Annotated in this window: 14 protein-coding genes; 5 read left to right on the forward strand and 9 right to left on the reverse strand. The window is 62.6% G+C overall.

Features of this window, described 5'->3' with window-relative positions; translation table 11 throughout:
• The first annotated feature begins 100 nt into the window (after positions 1-100).
• Complete coding sequence (locus AC07W7_RS10375) at positions 101-298, forward strand: PA3496 family putative envelope integrity protein (RefSeq protein WP_076963085.1); 198 nt, start codon at positions 101-103, stop codon at positions 296-298.
• Here the strand turns inward: AC07W7_RS10375 and AC07W7_RS10380 are convergent.
• The gene (locus AC07W7_RS10380; protein WP_076963086.1) at positions 228-1,202 is read right to left on the reverse strand and encodes a LysR family transcriptional regulator; all 975 of its coding nucleotides are present in this window, start codon (positions 1,200-1,202) and stop codon (positions 228-230) included. The two genes, AC07W7_RS10375 and AC07W7_RS10380, sit on opposite strands and share 71 nt — an antisense overlap.
• Before the next feature lie 194 nt (positions 1,203-1,396).
• On the opposite strand from AC07W7_RS10380, the gene AC07W7_RS10385 reads away from it, so the two are divergent.
• Both AC07W7_RS10385 and oadA read left to right on the forward strand, forming a co-directional pair.
• Complete coding sequence (locus AC07W7_RS10385; protein ID WP_029290035.1) at positions 1,397-2,812, forward strand: acetyl-CoA carboxylase biotin carboxylase subunit; 1,416 nt, start codon at positions 1,397-1,399, stop codon at positions 2,810-2,812.
• Positions 2,813-2,823: 11 nt separating this feature from the next.
• Complete coding sequence (gene oadA / locus AC07W7_RS10390) at positions 2,824-4,632, forward strand: sodium-extruding oxaloacetate decarboxylase subunit alpha (protein WP_076963087.1); 1,809 nt, start codon at positions 2,824-2,826, stop codon at positions 4,630-4,632.
• Between the two features lie 78 nt (positions 4,633-4,710).
• Here oadA and AC07W7_RS10395 read toward each other — a convergent pair whose 3' ends face one another.
• Complete coding sequence (locus AC07W7_RS10395; protein WP_495039248.1) at positions 4,711-5,979, reverse strand: autotransporter outer membrane beta-barrel domain-containing protein; 1,269 nt, start codon at positions 5,977-5,979, stop codon at positions 4,711-4,713.
• 230 nt (positions 5,980-6,209) lie between these two features.
• Between AC07W7_RS10395 and AC07W7_RS10400 the strand changes: the two genes are divergently transcribed.
• Positions 6,210-6,488 (forward strand): helix-turn-helix domain-containing protein, encoded by a 279-nt coding sequence (locus AC07W7_RS10400; protein ID WP_076963090.1) that lies wholly within the window; start codon positions 6,210-6,212, stop codon positions 6,486-6,488.
• A gap of 3 nt (positions 6,489-6,491) precedes the next feature.
• Here AC07W7_RS10400 and AC07W7_RS10405 read toward each other — a convergent pair whose 3' ends face one another.
• Genes AC07W7_RS10405 through AC07W7_RS10415 form a run of 3 tightly spaced genes read right to left on the reverse strand, consistent with a single transcriptional unit; the run spans position 6,492 to position 8,252 of the window.
• A complete protein-coding gene (locus tag AC07W7_RS10405; RefSeq protein ID WP_169867227.1) occupies positions 6,492-7,163 on the reverse strand; it encodes a GNAT family N-acetyltransferase in 672 nt (223 codons plus the stop codon).
• 10 nt (positions 7,164-7,173) lie between these two features.
• Positions 7,174-7,620: a GNAT family N-acetyltransferase gene (locus AC07W7_RS10410; RefSeq protein ID WP_495039249.1), complete on the reverse strand. Its 447-nt coding sequence runs from the start codon at positions 7,618-7,620 to the stop codon at positions 7,174-7,176.
• Positions 7,617-8,252 carry an FMN-binding negative transcriptional regulator gene (locus AC07W7_RS10415; protein WP_495039250.1) on the reverse strand — a complete coding sequence of 212 codons (636 nt, stop codon included), beginning with the start codon at positions 8,250-8,252 and terminating at the stop codon, positions 7,617-7,619. Before AC07W7_RS10415 ends, AC07W7_RS10410 begins: the two co-directional genes overlap by 4 nt.
• Positions 8,253-8,355: 103 nt before the next feature.
• Here AC07W7_RS10415 and pdxR point away from each other — a divergent pair, with 103 nt between their 5' ends.
• Entirely contained in the window at positions 8,356-9,891 is a 1,536-nt protein-coding gene (pdxR, locus tag AC07W7_RS10420; RefSeq protein ID WP_495039251.1) for a MocR-like pyridoxine biosynthesis transcription factor PdxR, read from the forward strand.
• A 3-nt stretch (positions 9,892-9,894) separates the two neighbouring features.
• Here the strand turns inward: pdxR and AC07W7_RS10425 are convergent, their stop codons facing one another.
• From AC07W7_RS10425 to AC07W7_RS10440, 4 genes are all read right to left on the reverse strand, one after another.
• Positions 9,895-14,505 (reverse strand): dermonecrotic toxin domain-containing protein, encoded by a 4,611-nt coding sequence (locus tag AC07W7_RS10425; RefSeq protein ID WP_495039252.1) that lies wholly within the window; start codon positions 14,503-14,505, stop codon positions 9,895-9,897.
• A gap of 113 nt (positions 14,506-14,618) precedes the next feature.
• On the reverse strand, positions 14,619-15,710 hold the full coding sequence (locus tag AC07W7_RS10430; RefSeq protein WP_076963096.1) for a polyamine ABC transporter substrate-binding protein: 1,092 nt from the start codon (positions 15,708-15,710) through the stop codon (positions 14,619-14,621).
• Complete coding sequence (locus AC07W7_RS10435) at positions 15,707-16,741, reverse strand: histone deacetylase family protein (protein WP_076963097.1); 1,035 nt, start codon at positions 16,739-16,741, stop codon at positions 15,707-15,709. Before AC07W7_RS10435 ends, AC07W7_RS10430 begins: the two co-directional genes overlap by 4 nt.
• A gap of 184 nt (positions 16,742-16,925) precedes the next feature.
• The gene (locus AC07W7_RS10440) at positions 16,926-17,918 is read right to left on the reverse strand and encodes an AraC family transcriptional regulator (RefSeq protein ID WP_495039253.1); all 993 of its coding nucleotides are present in this window, start codon (positions 17,916-17,918) and stop codon (positions 16,926-16,928) included.
• Positions 17,919-17,929 lie beyond the last annotated feature (11 nt).

A 17,929-nucleotide genomic window follows, 5' to 3' on the forward strand; every position in this document is an offset into this window, starting at 1 on the left:
GCATATTAAGAAGATTCATCGTCCTGTAACCCCCACGCCGCCAAACCGTCATCCCCCGCGCCCATCCTGAACTCCCCGTACTCGCATTGGGAGACTCGAAATGGCCCGGCACTACGAAGACAGCACCAGCACCGTCAAGACCCGTCGTCAGCAGGAAGACCAGCGCCGCATGGCGTTCCGGCGTGCAATTGAAGATCGCTGCGAACAGCGCCAATTACAGCAAAGCATCAGTGACTACCCGGAGCTGCACTGGCAGGCATCCGCGGCTGCCCAGCGAAGCGTTCAGCCAGCGCGCTGATCTGCACCCGCTCGCTGCGGATAAAGCCCAGGAACGCATGGGCCACCGGTGACAGGCGCTTGGCCTTGGCCTGCACCAGGCACCAGCTGCGGTACAGCGGCAGCTCTTCCACCGGCAGCTCCTTGAGCCCGCCGGTGGCCAGTTCCAGGTTCAGGGCGTGGCGCGTCAGCAGCGCCACGCCCAACCCCGCCACCACGCACTCACGTTGCGCCTCGGCCGACGCCACTTCCACCGTCTGGGTGAAGTGCACGCGTTTTTCCTTGAAATACTCCTCGCAGGCCAACCGCGTCCCGGAACCCGGCTCGCGCAGCAGCAACGTATAAGGCTCCAGGTCCTGCAGGCGCAATGGGCCTTGCAGGCTCAGTGGATGGTCCGGCGGGGCCACCGCCACAATCGGGTTATTAAGAAACGGCAGGAACTCCAGGCCCATGTCCTGGGGCACCATGGACATGATCACCAGGTCATCACGATTGTCTGAGAGCCGGCGGATCACCTGGGCGCGGTTGACCACCGTCAGGTGCAACTGCACCTCCGGGTGCTGGCGCTTGAAGGCCGCGAACAAGTGCGGCACGAAGTATTTGGCGCTGGACTCCACCGCCAGCTTCAATTGCCCCTGCAGCGAGCCCTGCATGTCCGAGAGCTGCATATCGAGGTTTTCCAGGCGCCCGAAAATGTCCCGGCTGGCCCGTTGCAGGGCTTCGGCGGCTTCGGTCATGTAGAGTTTTTTGCCCACATAGTCGAACAGTGGTTGGCCGATCAGCTCTTCGAGCTGGCGAATTTGTAGGCTGACGGCGGGCTGCGTAAGGGACATTTCCTCGGCGGCGCGGCTGTAGGAGCGCAAATCACAGACCTCATTGAAGATCTGCAATTGCCGTAATGTAAGGCGCATCAATGACTTACGCATAGTTCAAAGCAACTCGCCGGGGCTGTAGGGTCAACTATAAGGCTTTACTTATACACGGCCCAATAATTATTGATTTTTGTTAATCCCTAAGTGCGCATAGTGTGTGTCTGGCGACTGGCCTGAAACATTTGGTCACGCGCCGACCTGGTCTAGCAGGTCGAAGAACGCAGCAATCGGCTCAAGGGAATTTCCAAGTGATAACAAAGATCCTGATCGCCAACCGTGGTGAGATTGCCGTCCGCATTGTGCGGGCCTGTGCCGAAATGGGGATCCGTTCGGTGGCGGTCTATTCCGACGCAGACCGGCATGCCTTGCACGTCAAGCGCGCCGATGAGGCCCACAGCATTGGTGCCGAGCCCCTGGCCGGTTACCTGAACCCGCGCAAGCTGGTGAACCTGGCCGTGGAAACCGGCTGCGACGCGCTGCACCCTGGCTACGGCTTCCTGTCGGAAAACGCCGAACTGGCGGATATCTGCGCCGAACGTGGGATCAAGTTCATTGGTCCATCGGCCGAAGTGATTCGCCGCATGGGCGACAAGACCGAAGCGCGCCGCAGCATGATCAAGGCCGGTGTGCCGGTCACCCCCGGCACCGAAGGCAACGTCGCTGACATCGCCGAAGCGCTGACCGAAGGCGACCGCATCGGCTACCCGGTGATGCTCAAGGCCACCTCCGGTGGTGGCGGTCGCGGCATTCGTCGCTGCAACAGCCGTGAAGAACTCGAACAAGCCTTCCCCCGCGTGATCTCCGAGGCCACCAAGGCCTTTGGTTCGGCGGAAGTGTTCCTGGAAAAATGCATCGTCAACCCCAAGCACATCGAGGCGCAGATCCTCGGTGACAGCTTTGGCAACGTGGTGCATCTGTTCGAGCGCGATTGCTCGATCCAGCGTCGTAACCAGAAACTCATCGAAATCGCCCCCAGCCCCCAACTGACCCCCGAGCAGCGCGCCTATATCGGCGACCTGTCGGTGCGCGCGGCCAAGGCCGTGGGCTATGAGAACGCCGGCACCGTGGAGTTTCTGCTCGCCGAGGGCGAGGTGTACTTCATGGAAATGAACACCCGGGTGCAGGTGGAACACACCATCACCGAAGAAATTACCGGCATTGATATCGTCCGCGAGCAGATCCGCATTGCCTCGGGCCTGCCGCTGTCGGTGAAACAGGAAGATATCCAGCACCGTGGCTTTGCGTTGCAGTTCCGTATCAACGCCGAAGACCCGAAGAACAACTTCCTCCCCAGCTTCGGCAAGATCACCCGCTACTACGCCCCCGGCGGCCCTGGCGTGCGTACCGACACGGCGATCTACACCGGCTACACCATCCCGCCGTTCTACGACTCCATGTGCCTGAAACTGGTGGTCTGGGCGTTGACCTGGGAAGAAGCCATGGACCGCGGCCTGCGTGCCCTGGACGATATGCGCCTGCAAGGCGTGAAAACCACCGCCGCTTACTACCAGGAAATCCTGCGCAACCCGGAATTCCGCAGCGGCCAGTTCAACACCAGTTTTGTGGAAAGCCATCCTGAGCTGACCAACTACTCGATCAAGCGCAAACCCGAAGAGCTGGCCCTGGCCATCGCCGCCGCCATCGCCGCCCACGCAGGCCTGTGAGGAATATAACAATGAGCAAGAAGATCTTCGTTACCGACACCATCCTGCGCGACGCCCACCAATCGTTGCTGGCTACCCGCATGCGTACCGACGACATGCTGCCGATCTGCGACAAGCTCGACAAAGTCGGCTACTGGTCCCTGGAAGTCTGGGGCGGCGCGACCTTCGACGCCTGCGTACGCTTCTTGAAAGAAGACCCGTGGGAGCGCCTGCGCAAACTGCGCGCCGCGTTGCCCAACACGCGCCTGCAAATGCTCCTGCGTGGGCAGAACCTGCTGGGCTACCGCCATTACAGCGACGACGTGGTCAAGGCCTTCGTGGCCAAGGCGGCGGTGAATGGCATCGACGTGTTCCGCATCTTCGATGCGATGAACGACGTGCGTAACCTGCGGGTGGCCATCGAAGCGGTGAAAGCGGCGGGCAAGCACGCCCAGGGCACCATCGCCTACACCACCAGCCCGGTGCACACCATCGAGGCGTTTGTGGCCCAGGCCAAGCAAATGGAGGCCATGGGTTGCGACTCGGTGGCGATCAAGGACATGGCCGGCCTGCTGACCCCATACGCCACCGGCGAGTTGGTCAAGGCGCTGAAGGCCGAGCAGAGCCTGCCGATCTTTATCCACTCCCATGACACAGCGGGTTTGGCCGCGATGTGCCAACTCAAGGCCATCGAAAACGGTGCCGACCATATCGACACCGCCATCTCCAGCTTCGCCTGGGGCACCAGCCACCCGGGCACCGAGTCGATGGTCGCCGCCCTCAAAGGCAGCGAGTTCGACACCGGCCTGGACCTGGAACTGCTGCAGGAAATCGGCCTGTACTTCTACGCCGTGCGCAAGAAGTATCACCAGTTTGAAAGCGAATTCACTGCGGTCGACACCCGCGTGCAAGTCAACCAGGTGCCGGGCGGGATGATTTCCAACCTGGCCAACCAGTTGAAGGAGCAGGGCGCCCTCAACCGCATGAGCGAAGTGCTGGCGGAAATCCCGCGGGTGCGTGAAGACCTCGGCTTCCCGCCGCTGGTGACGCCAACCTCGCAGATCGTCGGCACCCAGGCGTTCTTCAACGTGCTGGCCGGCGAGCGCTACAAGACCATCACCAACGAAGTGAAGCTGTATCTGCAAGGCGGCTACGGCAAGGCACCAGGCACGGTGGACGAGAAACTGCGGCGCCAGGCCATCGGCAGCGAAGACGTGATCGACGTGCGCCCGGCCGACCTGCTCAAGCCGGAAATGACCAAGCTGCGCGGTGAAATCGGCACCTTGGCCAAGTCCGAAGAAGACGTGCTGACTTATGCGATGTTCCCGGACATCGGGCGCAAGTTCCTCGAAGAGCGTGAAGCCGGCACCCTGAGCCCTGAAGTGCTGCTGCCGATCCCCGAAGCCGGCGGCGTGGCCCGTGCCGGTGGCGAAGGTGTACCGACCGAGTTCGTTATCGACGTGCATGGCGAAAGCTACCGCGTGGATATCACCGGTGTCGGCGTCAAGGCCGAAGGCAAGCGCCACTTCTACCTGTCCATCGACGGCATGCCGGAAGAAGTGGTGTTCGAGCCGCTCAACGAATTCGTCGGCGGCGGCACCAGCAAGCGTAAGCAAGCCAGCGCGCCGGGCCATGTCAGCACGGCGATGCCGGGCAATATCGTCGATGTGCTGGTCAAGGAAGGCGATGTGGTCAAGGCCGGTCAGGCCGTGCTGATCACCGAAGCGATGAAGATGGAGACCGAAGTACAGGCGGCCATCGCCGGCAAGGTCAGCGCCGTTCACGTGGCCAAGGGCGACCGGGTCAACCCGGGCGAAATCCTGATCGAAATCGAAGGCTGATTTCCAGCCTTCGACACTACCGTTTAATCCTCGGGGGGCAATGTTGCCCCCTTTTTTTCGCCTGCAAAACGTGCGAAATCAGAAGGCCAGGGTCCATTGGCCCATCACCGCCTGGTTGCTGCTGCGGGCGCCAAAGTCGCCGGTATAGGTCAGGCCCACGCTTTGCGTGGTCGACATACCGAGCCCCAGCCCGGCTTGCAGGGCCAGGCTATTGCGGTCCAGAGCCGTGCCTTCGATGGTGAAGTCGCTGTTGAACACCGACCTGTCCACCCAGGCCGAGGACTGGCGCACGTGGCTGCCGACATTGCCGTACAGGTGCTTCCAGCTTGCACTGAGGTGGGGCTTGAGGGTCATCTGGTTGTCCAGGGTATAGAGGCTGCTCAGGCGCAGGCCCAAGGTACTGCTGAGGTTTTGTTGGGTCTGTTCGCCGACGTTAAGGGCGCTGAGGCCGCCTTTTTCCTTGAAGCGTTCGCGGTGGTAGCGCTGAAAGCCCACGCCGGCGAATGGTTCGGCGGCGAAACTGCCGGAATCCACGCGATAGCCCAGTTCGCTGAAGATATTCTGGCTCTGGGCGGTGTACTTGCCCTTGAGCTGCTCTCGGTAATCGATGAAATCAAAATCGACACTGCGTTTGTTCAGCCCGGCGTGGTTGCTGTAGATCGCCCCCAGGCGCAGCGCCAGCGGCCCGTCCTGGCGCACCGCATAAGCCCCCAGGTGCCAGCTGTCCAGTGCAGCCTTGAAGCGTTTGGCACTGAGGTCGCTGGTGGTCTTGGCCCCCATGACCCCTGCGCGCCAGGCGTGGTCCACGGCCCAATCGGCGCCCAGCACCAGGCCTTGGGTGCGCTGCTGCAAATCGGCCGCGCCGTGCTGGCCGTCCAGGCTGCCGGCGTTGCCCAGGCCTTGCAGCCAGAAGCGGCCAGCGGCGTCGCTGTTCACGTCGCCCATGGCCGACAGCAGGCTGGCCTGCACAGGCTTGAGGCTGTTATGGGTGGCGCTGCCCAGGTTGGCGTTCTGGCTGGCGGCCAGTTGCTCAAGCACCGCGCCGATTCTTCCGGGGGCCAGGTTGCCCATATAACGGGCGTCATCTGCAATCAGATACTGCTCGCGCACGCTCAGGTTGTCTGACTCCAGCAAGGCATCCACCGCACGGTCCAGCACCAGGGCCACGCTCCGACCATTGCCGGTGGTGGCGTAATCGACAAAATAGAACGGCGTGGCCGGTTCTGGGTAGGCAGGGTCATGGTCGCTTGGCGGCTCCATATCTCCGCGTGCCACGGCCAATTGAATGCTGAAAAGACTCAGCGTGAAGGTGATGACAAGGGCGAGTCGCTTGGATGTGCGGGGCATAGGGTCCGACCTCTGATATGTGAGGCGGGGAATTTAGCGAGGCGCTGGAGGGATAACTGTCAGGGTGAGCGTTTGCGGTTTGCGGGAGAGGTCTTCGGTGCCAGAAGAATCAAGGTGTAGGGGTTGTGGTCTGGAGGGGGGGGATTTTATTGCGTTAGTTGAGCTCATCGCACCAAGACAAGTGTTGCGCTCGGCAAACTGGACCAACGTCTACAGCAATGGGGGCTCAGATGACTGTCAGCATGGATACCCGCGCCTTGTTGATCCAGAGCGTGGAACAGGGCCTGGCCGAGGGCACCCTGCAGATCGGCGAAGCCGTGCGCCGGCTACGGGTGGAAGTCACCGGCCTGCACCAGAGCCAATTCGCCAGGATGTGCAAGATTTCCCTGCGCACCCTGGTGCATATCGAGCACGGCGAGGGCAATCAGACGCTCAAGTCGTTGAACGCGGTGTTCCGGCCGTTCGGCTTGCAGATGGGCGTGGTCAAGGTTCGGCGGTCGTTGAGCTGAGTGTCAGCCCCGGCATTGCGCCAGGCTTTTCACCTGCCCATCCGCCGTCTGGTTAGCCTCGCCCAGCCACGCCTCAAACCCCGCGCCCACCTTGGCCCATTCTCCATCGAGGATCGAATACCACGCCGTATCGCGGTTTTGCCCCTTGACCACCATATGCTGGCGGAACACCCCTTCAAAACTGAAGCCCAGGCGCTCGGCCGCGTATTTGGAGCGGGCGTTGGCGTTGTTGCACTTCCATTCCAGGCGCCGGTAGCCCAGCTCAAACGCGTGTCGGGCCAGCAGGTATACGGCCTCGGTGCTTTTGGGCGAGCGCTGCATCGGCGCGCCGAAGGTGACGTGGCCGATTTCGATGCGGCCCTGGGCCGGGACGATCGACATCAGGCTGAGGAGGCCCTGCACATCGCCGCTGGCGCGGTCGAGCACGCTGAAAAAGTACGGGTCGCTGTTGGCCGCGTGGTTGTCCAGCCACGCGTCGAACGCGGCGCGCTCGGGAAATGGGCCGTAGGGCAAATAGTCCCACAGCTTGGGATCGGCGCCGGGGCCCTGTAGGGCCTGCCACAGGCCATCGGCGTGGCGGGCCGGGTCGAGTTTTTCCAGGCGGATAAAACGCCCTTCGATCAATTGGGCGGTGGGCGCAGGGGCACCTTTCCAGTCTGCGAGTGAGGTCGACATGCGCTGCTCCTTAAAGGCCGTGGCGAAATTGGATAAAGCCGGGACGTTCGGCGATGCGCTCGTATAACGCAATCGCAGTGGCATTGCTCTCATGGGTCAGCCAGTGGACTTTGCAACACCCCTCGGCCTTGGCGGTGGTGTAGACGAACTCGATCAGTGTGCGACCGACCCCGGTGCCGCGTTGGGCGACCTCCACGAACAGGTCTTGCAGGTAACAGGCGCTTTCGATGCTCCAGTTGGAGCGATGGTAGATAAAGTTGACCAGGCCCAGCGCCTTGCCGTCCTGCCAGGCCAGGGCCGAATGGGTCGGCTCGTTGGGGTCGAGCAGGCGTTGCCAGGTACTGGTGCTGACCGCGTCCGGCAGCTCGGTGTTGTAGAAGCGCAGGTAGGCCTGCCACAGCGGCAACCAGGCAGCATGGTCGGCGGCGGTTACCCGGCGGATTGCGATCGGGCTCATGTGGGCTCCTTGGGAATGAATCGGGCGAGGGTTTGGTCGCGCACGTCAGGGCTGGCAGCCAGCCCTTGGCGCACGCCGGCGATATCTGCCGCGCTGCGGTTCTGGCTGAGCTTGCGTTTGCCTTGCAGGCGCTGGATCGGCAGGGCGAAACCGACGATGGCCTTGAGCATGCCATCCATGTAGTCCGCGGGTGCGTCGCTGACTTGCCAGGGCTGGGCGCGGCCGCGCTCGTGGCGGTCGGTCAGGGCGCTGACCAGTGTGAGCAGGCGCTCGGCTTCGGTGAACACCTCGGCCTGGCCATAGGCGTGGACTGCCAGGTAATTCCAGGTGGGCACCACTTTGCCGTGCTCAGCCTTGGTCGGGTAAAACGCCGGGCTGATATAAGCCTCGGCACCGGCAAAAATCACCAGGGCCTGGCTGCCGTTCTGCAGGTCCTGCCACTGGCGATTGGCTTTGGCCATATGCCCATAGAGCGTACCGTTGGGCCCTTCATCCGGGTTGAGCAGCAGCGGCAAGTGGCTGGCTTGCAGGCCGTGTTCGCCAAAGGTCACCAACTGCGCCAGGCGCGTGTGCCGGATCAGTTGCTGTATTTCGGGCAAGTCGTCGAGGGCAAAGGCGCAGGGTGTGTACATGAATATTTTCCTTGGCGAATGGCAGCATCCTAGGCAGGCTAATGGTTCGTTGTAAGAGCCATCTTTGATCCATTTCATGGGTCCAATGTGCGGAGTCCATGCCATGCCCCCGTTAGCGCCCCCGCTGTCGTTCAACCCGGCCGGAATCGAACTGGACCGCCGTCAGGGCCTGACGCGGCAGTTATACGAAGCGCTGCGCCAGCGGGTGCTGGATGGGCGGCTGGTCAGCGGCACCCGGTTGCCGGCCAGCCGGGATCTGGCGGCGGCGTTGTCGATTTCCCGCAACAGTGTGGTACGGGCCTACGACCAGCTGTATGCCGAGGGCTTTATCCAGGGACGGGTCGGCGATGGGACCTATGTGGCGCAACTGGCAGAAAAATTATCCACAAAACTGTCCACAGGGTTATCAACAGGCTTATCCCCAGCCTTATCCACAATTCACGCCGATCCGCCTGGGATTTCCCCCAGGAAAGTTATCCACAGCCCCGCCTTGGGGCGCCTGGAAACCAACCATTTACCCTTGCCCCCCACGGGCCCGCCCCGGGCTTTTCGCGTAGGTGTACCGGCCTTTGACCTGTTCCCGTTTGACGTGTGGGCCAAGCTCAATGCGGCTTTTTGGCGCAAACCGGACCTGCAGCAACTGTGCTACGGCGATCCGGCGGGGGACGAGCGCCTGCGCGGGCTGATCGCCGCCTACCTGCGCAGTTCGCGAGGCCTGCAGTGCAGCGCTGAGCAAATAGTGATCACCAGCGGCGCACAGCAGGGAATCAGCCTTTGTGCACAGCTGCTGGTGGCGCCCGGGGATCGCGTGGCGCTTGAAAATCCCGGCTACCGGGCGGCAGGGCATGCGTTCGCCATTGCGGGGGCGAAACTGGAGGGCGTGGCGGTAGACGCCGAAGGCATCGACTGCCAGGCATTGAACGCGCTCCACGACTGCCGCCTGGCTTATGTCACGCCTTCGCACCAGTACCCGACTGGGGTGGTCATGAGCCTGCCCCGGCGCCTGGAGTTGCTGGCCTGGGCCGAGCGCACGGGCGGCTGGATCATCGAGGACGACTACGACGGCGAGTACCGCTACAGCGGCGCGCCCCTGGCCCCGCTGGCCGCCCTCGACCGCAGTGGCCGGGTGCTCTATGTGGGGACGTTCGGCAAGGTGGCGTTCCCGGCGTTGCGCCTGGGCTACCTGGTACTGCCACACGGGTGGGTGGACGCCTTCACCCGGCGCCGTGCCGTGGATGTGCGGCACTCGGAAGTCAGCACCCAGGCGGTGATGGCCGAGTTCATGGCGGCCGGGCACTTCCAGCGGCATATCCGCCGCATGCGCCGCGCTGCCTTGAGTCGGCGCAATGCTTTGCTCGCCGGCTGGCCGGCTGACGTGCCGGGCATGGGCAGCCTGCCTGGCGTCGCGGCGGGGTTGCACCTCACGGTGCGGGTAGAGGGCCTGGCCCGTGAAGCGCAATTGCTGGCCCAGGCCCACGGGGCGGGTGTCGAGATCAATGGCCTGAGCAGCTATTGGTTGCCCGACGCCAGCCCTACGGGCAACCCGCGGGCCGGCCTGGTGCTGGGGTTTGCCGCCGTGCCCGAAGCCGCCATCGTCCAGGCCCTGGCCAGGCTGCGCCGGGCATGGCAGGTCGGTTGACGGTCAGCTTTGGAAGAACAGTGACCGGGCCAATTGCGGGCTGATTTCACTGCGATAAATGGCGATCTGGTCGCGGTCGCTCAAGCCTGTACGGTGGATCGCGCCGCCGAGTTTTTGCTGGTCGCGGGTTTTCAGGTGGCCGGCGCTAAAGTGTTCGGGGGCGGCGGTGGGCGATTCATAGTGAAAGTGGGCATACCACAGCACGGCGTGAGTCTGGTGATCGCGCACTTCGTATTCGTCCAGGTAGTTTTTGCCGGGGCCCTTGAGGCGCCGGCGGGTGACGACCTTGGCAATTTTTACCAACCCCTTGGCATGCAGCCACTCCACCCGTGCGGCGGTGGGCGGTTGCTGTTTGGTCATGCGGATGCGGGTGGTTGTGCCCTGCTCGTAGAGCCGCTGGGCTGTGTCGTTGAGTTTGCGGTTGAGGGTGGCGGCTGATGGGTTGTCGCTGTCTGTGAGGTTGAGCCGGGTCAGCGCTTCTTCAATGGCGCTCGCTGCGTGCTCCAGGCGTGCGGCGTACTGATGGAGCATTTCTTCGATTTCCACCGGGATGCGTCCGGCTTTTTTTGCATGTTCCAAGGTGCGCAGGGTCGAGGTGGGTTCTTCATTGAGCAGTGTCTGCCCAGCCTCCATGCTGGTCGCCAGGTCGCGGGTCTGTGGCTCGCGCCGGCTTGAAGACGGGCTCTGGCGCTCGACCCAGACCCCCGGGCTTTTTTCGTGAAAGGTCGCAATGACCTTGCCGGTCACCGGTGCCTTGATGTCGACCAGATCGCTTTGGGCCGCCCGCGGTTCGCCCACCATCACACCATTGAAGCGCGTCTTGATGACTTTGCGCCTGGGTGTCTGCGGTGTTCTTGAAGTGCCGGGCTTGGGCACCTGGGCTTTTCTTTCTCTGAGCAGCAGCGCCAGTTCCCGCACGGCGGATTGGTTGAATTGATCGATTTGCTGACGAAGGGTTTCCAGGGGTTCGCGCAGCACGTATTCCGGGTGTTCGGCATGCAGGTCCAGCAGGCGTTGATCGACGAGTGCAAACTGCTCGACCAGGCTGTTGAGTACCTCAATGCGCTCGTCCCGGTTGCTGATGTGGGTTTCGGTCAGGGTCTCGATCCACGTTTGCACGTTGAGGTCGGCGATATTGATGATGTCATTGAGCTGGATATAGGTATCGGTGAAGGCTTCCCCACTGCCTTCCCCTATGCAGAGGTAGCGACTAAGGGTCAGTTGCAGGGCCTTGAGGTCGTGAATCCTGAAATCGGGCAAGGCCCGTATGGTGGCCTGAATCACCTTCGCCCCTTCTACACCAAGACTTTCAAGCTCACGGTAGCGGGTTTGCGTGTACTCCATGCGCTTGATCATATCCAGGTTCAGGTCAGCCATGGTTTGTGCGACCTCGGTGCGCTTTTTTATATCCAGGCTGGTCATGGCTTCGATGTCTTCCACGGTCCCCACCAGCTTGTCGCGAAATATCGGTAGGCGCTCGGCAATGGCAGAGCGCGTCAGCAGCAGTTGCTTGCGCAGATAGTCGATCATGCTGCTCTGGTAGTTGGGCACCGTGTCGATGATGTTCAGCGACCGCAACTGCCGGATGGGCACGTCATAGTCCGCCAGGCGGCTGTCCACCTTATCGAGGAACGCTTGGCGCTGCCGGTTGCTGGACGGCCCGGGCACCGGGTCGATCGCCGCCCGTGCCTGGGACACTTCCGTTTGCCCGCGTTTTTCGTCGGCGTCGAACTTGTTGAGTTTTTCCCGTAGGTCACTGATGCGCGAGGGCGCCTTGTCTCGGGCCGATTGCCGGCGGTTCCTGAAACCGGCACCGCGCAGGCGCAGGCGGGTATCGACAAACCACTGGCCGGCCAGATTACTCACCAGCAAGGGGCCGGTGTGCGAGGGGTGGGTGGGGTCGATGATGATCACATTGTCGTTGCTATCCACCTTGACCTCGAACCAGCGCTCCCCGACGTTTGCATACCATTTATGTGCAAGGGCATAGAGGTGCAGGTGCGGCCCGGGCTCTTTGACCTGTTCGCCCAGCCCGGCAGGTTGACTGACTTTGAAGCGGTCCAGGGTTGCGCCCAGGCTGGAGGGCGTGCGGTTCAGCGCACCGCTGATGTGCAGGGGGCCTTGATGGTGTGCAGGGAGTTCGACGGTGGGCAGATCGGGTTGTCGCACCACAAGGATTTTTTTTACCGGGGGCAGGCTTTCAGGTTCCTCTACCAGGCTGAGGCCAGGTTCTAAGGGACGGGCCTTGGTGGTGTCTACCGGGTCGGGGTGTCGTAGCGCCACGTGCAGTAGCAGCGCCATGCCCAGGTTGAGCAGCAGGTCGACCTGGGCGGTCCAGGCCGGTTGCTCGTCAGCGCTGGGCTCGCTGTGCGCCACTGTTTGCAGGTCATCCATGATTTGCCAGATCCAGGCGGCGATGCCGACGGTGCGGCCCATAAAGGGCAATGTCGCACTGAAGAGCTGCCAGCCGATCTGCCGGTAGCTTGCCCAACGTTTCTGCACGTTGGACACCGACTGCCGGGTCGCCAGTTCAACCAGGGCATGGGCGTGGGCCTGGAACAATGTGGCCAGGGTGTCGTTACCGAGCACTTCATCGCTCAGGGCGATGGGCCCACTCATTTGCACCGCCACCTGCGGCTCCACCAACCCCTGCACGACGGTCCACGGTGAAGGCAGTTTGCCAGGGAAGACATACTGTTCGTAGTTGAAGCGTATGTCTTCGGGCAGCCAGGCCAGTACGGCATCGCGCAAGGTGCGGTGGTGTTTGATGGCATAGAGCAGGTTTTGCCGCGACGGGTATTGCGCCAGCACCGGGTCCAGCAGCGGGCTATACAGCAGGCAGGGGCCTTGGGTGTGGTCGCGGGGGCCGATCACGAACATGTTGGCAACCACGTCCTGTTCCTGGCCGGGGCGCAGGGTCGGGATAAACGCCAGGCGCCGGATGACGATCTCTTGCCCGTCGGCTTGCCGGTCATGGTCCTGGGCCTGTACGGCGGCGGCGACCATGCGGTAGCCGCGCTCGTCAAGGCCGTTGCGGCCCTGGATCTTCCACTGCAAGGCCAGTAATGGCAGCTGCAGCCGTAAGTGCCGGGTGTAGAGCAATTGGCGGTCGAGGGCCTCGGCTGGGTTGTCCAGGAGGGTGCGTTTGATCAGCGCCGGGTAGTGCTCGCCGATGTCCAGGGTTTCGATCAGCTCTTTGAGGTAGTTGTACGACAGCCATTCGGGGGCCGGGCCACCGTTGTAGCGTACGCTGGCCTGGCCGGTGGGCAGCCCGGTCAGGTTTGCCAGGGCCAGGTCGATCAGGCTGTGCTGGGTGGTATCGCTGGCGCCGGGCAGGATGAACGTGCCCCAGAGCACCGGGCTTTCGATACTGACCTGGATCTTGTCCACATTCAGGCCAGCGCCTTGGGGGTGCTCGCGAAGACGGTTTTGCAGGTGTTCGCGGGCGTAGTCGCGGATCGGCAAGATACCGTCGCGAAAGGAGCGCCCACGGGACTGGGTATGCAATTGGGCCAGTTCGGTCATGTACCGGCTGTAGGTCGTCACGTCCAGGTCCGACGCATTGGCCAGCCAGTCGGGCAGCCGTTCATGGATCTGGTGCATGTTCGACAACGATTGATCGCTGAGGTCTTCAAGCACCGGCAAGACCCGTGTGACGGCCTGCACGGGCATGGTCTGCGCCGGCGGTTTTTCAAGGTCGGAGGAGCCCAGTGAGCCGATGGCCTGCAGTTGCAGGGCGATCAGGGCACAGGCCGTGCTGTCGAAGAAGTTGCCGGCGGGCTCGTACAGCCGCCACTGCAGCGTCACGTCTGGACGGTACTGCACCACACTGGAAGGTAGCGCTGCGCCGAGGCGCTCCAGGGACTCGAATTTCCGGTACCCGTCGGCCAGCGAATACGTGAGGATCCGCTGGCGCCGTTCATGCTCGCCAATCAACACCGCCATGTCTGTGAGGCCGACATGGGTTAAGCGGTTGTCGTGCAAGGCATCGATGTCCACCAGGTAGGCCCGGAGCCGATAGGGGTCGAATCCCGGGCGCCTGAGCGGGTCGGGAAAGTGGAACAGCATCCTGGCCATGGCGCAGTCGTGTTCATCCCAACCCTCCAGGGCGGTGAGGTTCCACATGTTGCGCAGGGACTGGGAGAGCCGCTGCCAGCGAGGGCCTGTGGTGTCATTGGATGCATTCCAGTGGTCCAGTTGCTGTTCCTGGAACGCCACGAATATCAACGGCGACAGCTCATTGATCAGGCGGGCGATGGCATCGATCTTGACCGGTAGATGCAGGGCCGGACGTACCTCTGGTTGCAGCGTGAGGTAATGCTCGCCATCGATGTAGATCACCGGCTCAGGCGACAGGGCCTGGCGAGCCAGGACGCTGGTCAGCGACTGGGCAGACGGCGGTGCCGGTTGGATGAGATAGGGGGCGATACGCCAATGGGGCGTGATGACCATGGCCAGGTCCGGGTCGATCATGAGTGTCGGGTATTGCTCCCTGAGGGCTGAACGCAACAGGTTGGCGGCGACTTCCCGGATGGTGGGGCCGGTGCTCAACTGTGTCAGCAGTTCGTAGGTACTGGGGGCGTGGTGGTTGTCCTGGGTCGAGTTGTCGGGCATGTGCAGCTCCTTGGCCGGTGTAAGGCGTGAAGAGCTGCACAGTAGTTTCTGGTGTGATCGGGAAGACGGTAGATAAATAAGCCTGGCCGGGATTTGCCCCCGGCCATCCTCGGTCAGGTCCCGGACTTGATCTTGGTCCAGGCGCGCGTCCTGGCCCGCTCGGCATCGCGGCCCAGGGGCTTGAGCGTATAGAGCGTGGCCATCGCCGCGTCGGTGGGGTACAGGTTGGGGTTGTTGCGGATCGCCACGTCGACGTGTTCGGTCGCGTCTTTGTTGGGGTTGGGGTAACCGACAAAATCACTGATGGGCGCGATCACCTGGGGTTGCAGCAAGTAGTTGATAAAGGTGTAGGCGTCCTGCGGGTTTTTTGCCCCCTTGGGGATGGCCAGCATGTCGAACCAGATCGGTGCGCCCTCCTTGGGCAGGCGCATATCGACGACCACCCCGTTCCTGGCTTCCCTGGCCCGGTTGGCGGCCTGGGAAAAGCTGCCGGAGTAGCCGACGGCCACGCAGATGTCGCCGTTGGCAATATCGGCCATGTATTTGGAGGAGTGGAAGTAGGTGATGTACGGGCGGATTTTCAGCAGCAGCGCTTCGGCCTTTTCATAGTCCCCGGGGTGGCTGCTGTTGGGGTCCAGGCCCAGGTGCTGCAGGGCCAGGGGCAGGATTTCCGAGGGTGAATCCAGCAGCGCCACGCCGCACTGCTTGAGCTTTTTGATGTGCTGTTCGTTGAAGATCAGGTCCCAGCTGTCCACCGGTGCATCAGCGCCCAGGGCGGCCTTGACCTTGTCCGGGTTGAAGCCGATCAGGATGGTGCCGTACATGTAGGGTACCGCATGGTTGTTACCGGGATCGTTGGCCTCGATCAGCTTCATCAGCTTGGGGTCGAGGTGGTTCCAGTTGGGCAACTGGCTGCGGTCCAGCGCCTGGAACACCCCGGCCTCGATCTGCTTGGCCAGGAACACATTGGAGGGCACCACCACGTCATAGCCGGAGTTGCCGGTGAGCAGCTTGGCCTCCAGGGCTTCATTGGTATCGAAGATGTCATAGACCAGTTTGATCGCCGGGTTCTGCGCCTTGAAGTCTTCCAGGGCCTTGGGGGTGATGTAGTCGAACCAGTTGTAGACCCGCAGGGTTTTTTCTTCGGCCTGGGCGGCGCTGCTCAATATCGCAGCGCAGAGCAGCAGAGACTTGAGCCTATTCATTTAGCTGCCCCCTCAAAACCTTCAAGAACATTGACGGCGTTGATGCCGATTTCCTCCACGGCATAACCGCCCTCCATCACAAACAGCGTCGGCTTGCCGAGCCTGGCGATACGCTTGCCCATGGCCAGGTAGTCCGGGCTGTCGAGCTTGAACTGGGAAATGGGGTCGTCCTTGAACGTGTCCACCCCCAGGGAGACCACGAGGATGTCGGCCCCATAGCGCTCGATTTCCTCGCAGGCCTGCTCCAGCGCCGCGCTCCACTGGGCCCAGCCAGAGCCGGCCGGCAGCGGGTAATTGAAATTGAAGCCTTCGCCGGCCCCCTCGCCCCGCTCATCGGCATAACCGAGAAAAAACGGAAACTCCGCTTCCGGGTGCCCGTGGATCGAGGTGAAGAGCACGTCGTCGCGGGCATAAAAGATCGACTGGGTGCCGTTGCCGTGGTGGTAATCCACATCGAGAATCGCAACCCGGCTGTGGCCCTGGTCGATAAAGGCCTGGGCGGCGATGGCAGCGTTGTTGAGGTAGCAATAGCCGCCCATCAAGTCGCTGGCGGCATGGTGCCCCGGTGGCCGGCACAGGGCGAAGGCGCCAGGGGCGCCGTGTTGGATCGCCTGTTGTGCCGTCAGCGCGACCTGCGCCGCGCTGTAGGCCGCTTGCCAGGTGCCGGCGGTGATCGGTGCGCCGCCGTCGAAACTGTAGTAACCCAACTGGCCATGCAGGCTGGTGGGCAACACCCGGCGCAGGGTGCGGGCGGGCCAGGTGTAGGGCAGCAGGTCGCCGTCCTGGCCAAAGGCCGTCCAGCGTTGCCAGGCGCCTTTGAAAAAGTCCAGGTAGTCGCGGCTGTGGATGCGTTGCAGCGGCGCCAGGCCAAAGTCCTGCGGCGCTTGCACCGGGCCCAGCTCACGGTCCTTGACCCGTTGCAGCACATGGTCGGCGCGCGAGGGCATTTCAAAGCAGGGCATCAGTTGCCCGTCCATCAATTCGCAACGGCCGTGGTGCAGGTGATGATCGTCCGAATAGATCGTCAGCATGGTTATTGTTCTCCGCAGGCGGGTTGAGATGCCTTGCAGTGTTGCGGGGCGGGCAGGTTTGGAGAACGGCAGGAGCGGCCAAAAGGGGATAAATATGGCCAAAGAATGTGTCCGTTATTCGCCCCATGCAGGCGCGGGCCGGCACGCGACAGCCTCAACACGGTGCAGGCGCACTGCGCGAGGCTCAAGGGCGAAACTGACTCGGCGCCACGCCACTCCAGCGCACGAAGGCATGGCGGAAACTCGCGGTTTCGCTAAAGCCCAACTGCTCGGCAATGCAGTAGATCGGCAGTTCATCCTCCCCCAGCAACTGTTTGGCTCGCTCGAAGCGTAGTTCATCCAGCAGTTCCTGATAGCTACAGCCCAGGTCGTGCAGGTGGCGGCGCAAGGTGCGCGGCGAACAATTCATCTGCGCGGCCAGGCCATCGATGCCCGGTGCGACGTTCAATTGCGCCGCCAGCAACAGGCGCACCCGCCCCAGCCACGCCTGGCGCCCGGTAAACTCGGTGTTTTGCTTGCGGCAGCGCTCGGCCATGGCGCGGTGGGTGATGGCATCGGCCAGCGGCAGCGGTTGATCGAGCCAATGGCGGTCGAAGGCAAAGGCATTGGTGCTGGCGTCGAACTGCAGCGGGCAATCGAAGCGCTCGGCATAACGCGCCCGGTAGTCAGGCGCGGTGTATTCAAAGCGGGCGCCGAGCAACGGCAGGGCGTGGCCCAGCAGGTCGTCGCAGATGACTTTCAACGAGACCAGGCAGAATTCGACATTGAAGGCGGCCAGCGCCGGGTTTTCCCGGTAATCGCTGGCGGTAAACCAGAGGTGCTGGCCGTCTTGCTCCAGGTTCAACGCAAAAAGTGTTCCCAACAGCGCCGGGTAGCGCAGGGCCAGGCGCAAAGCGTCACCGAAGGTGGCACTGGTCAGTAGCGCGTAGCCGAGCATGCCGTAGGACGACACATGCATGCGCTGGCCCAGTTCCAGGCCGATATCCCGGCGCAAGGCCACGGCGTTGGTACACACGCGCATCTCCTGGTTGGTGGTGATGCGCGGGTCGGGCCGGCTCAAGTCGGCGCTACAGATGCCGCTGCCGGCCAGCAACAGGTCGCTCGCGACGCCTTCGGCCTTGAAGGTATCGAGTATCAGCGAGACGGCATTGAGCGTTGTCAGGTGCGAGTGCAGCATCGGTGAGTCCT

It is taken from the genome of Pseudomonas sp. GW821-FHT01D09 (genome assembly GCF_059422465.1).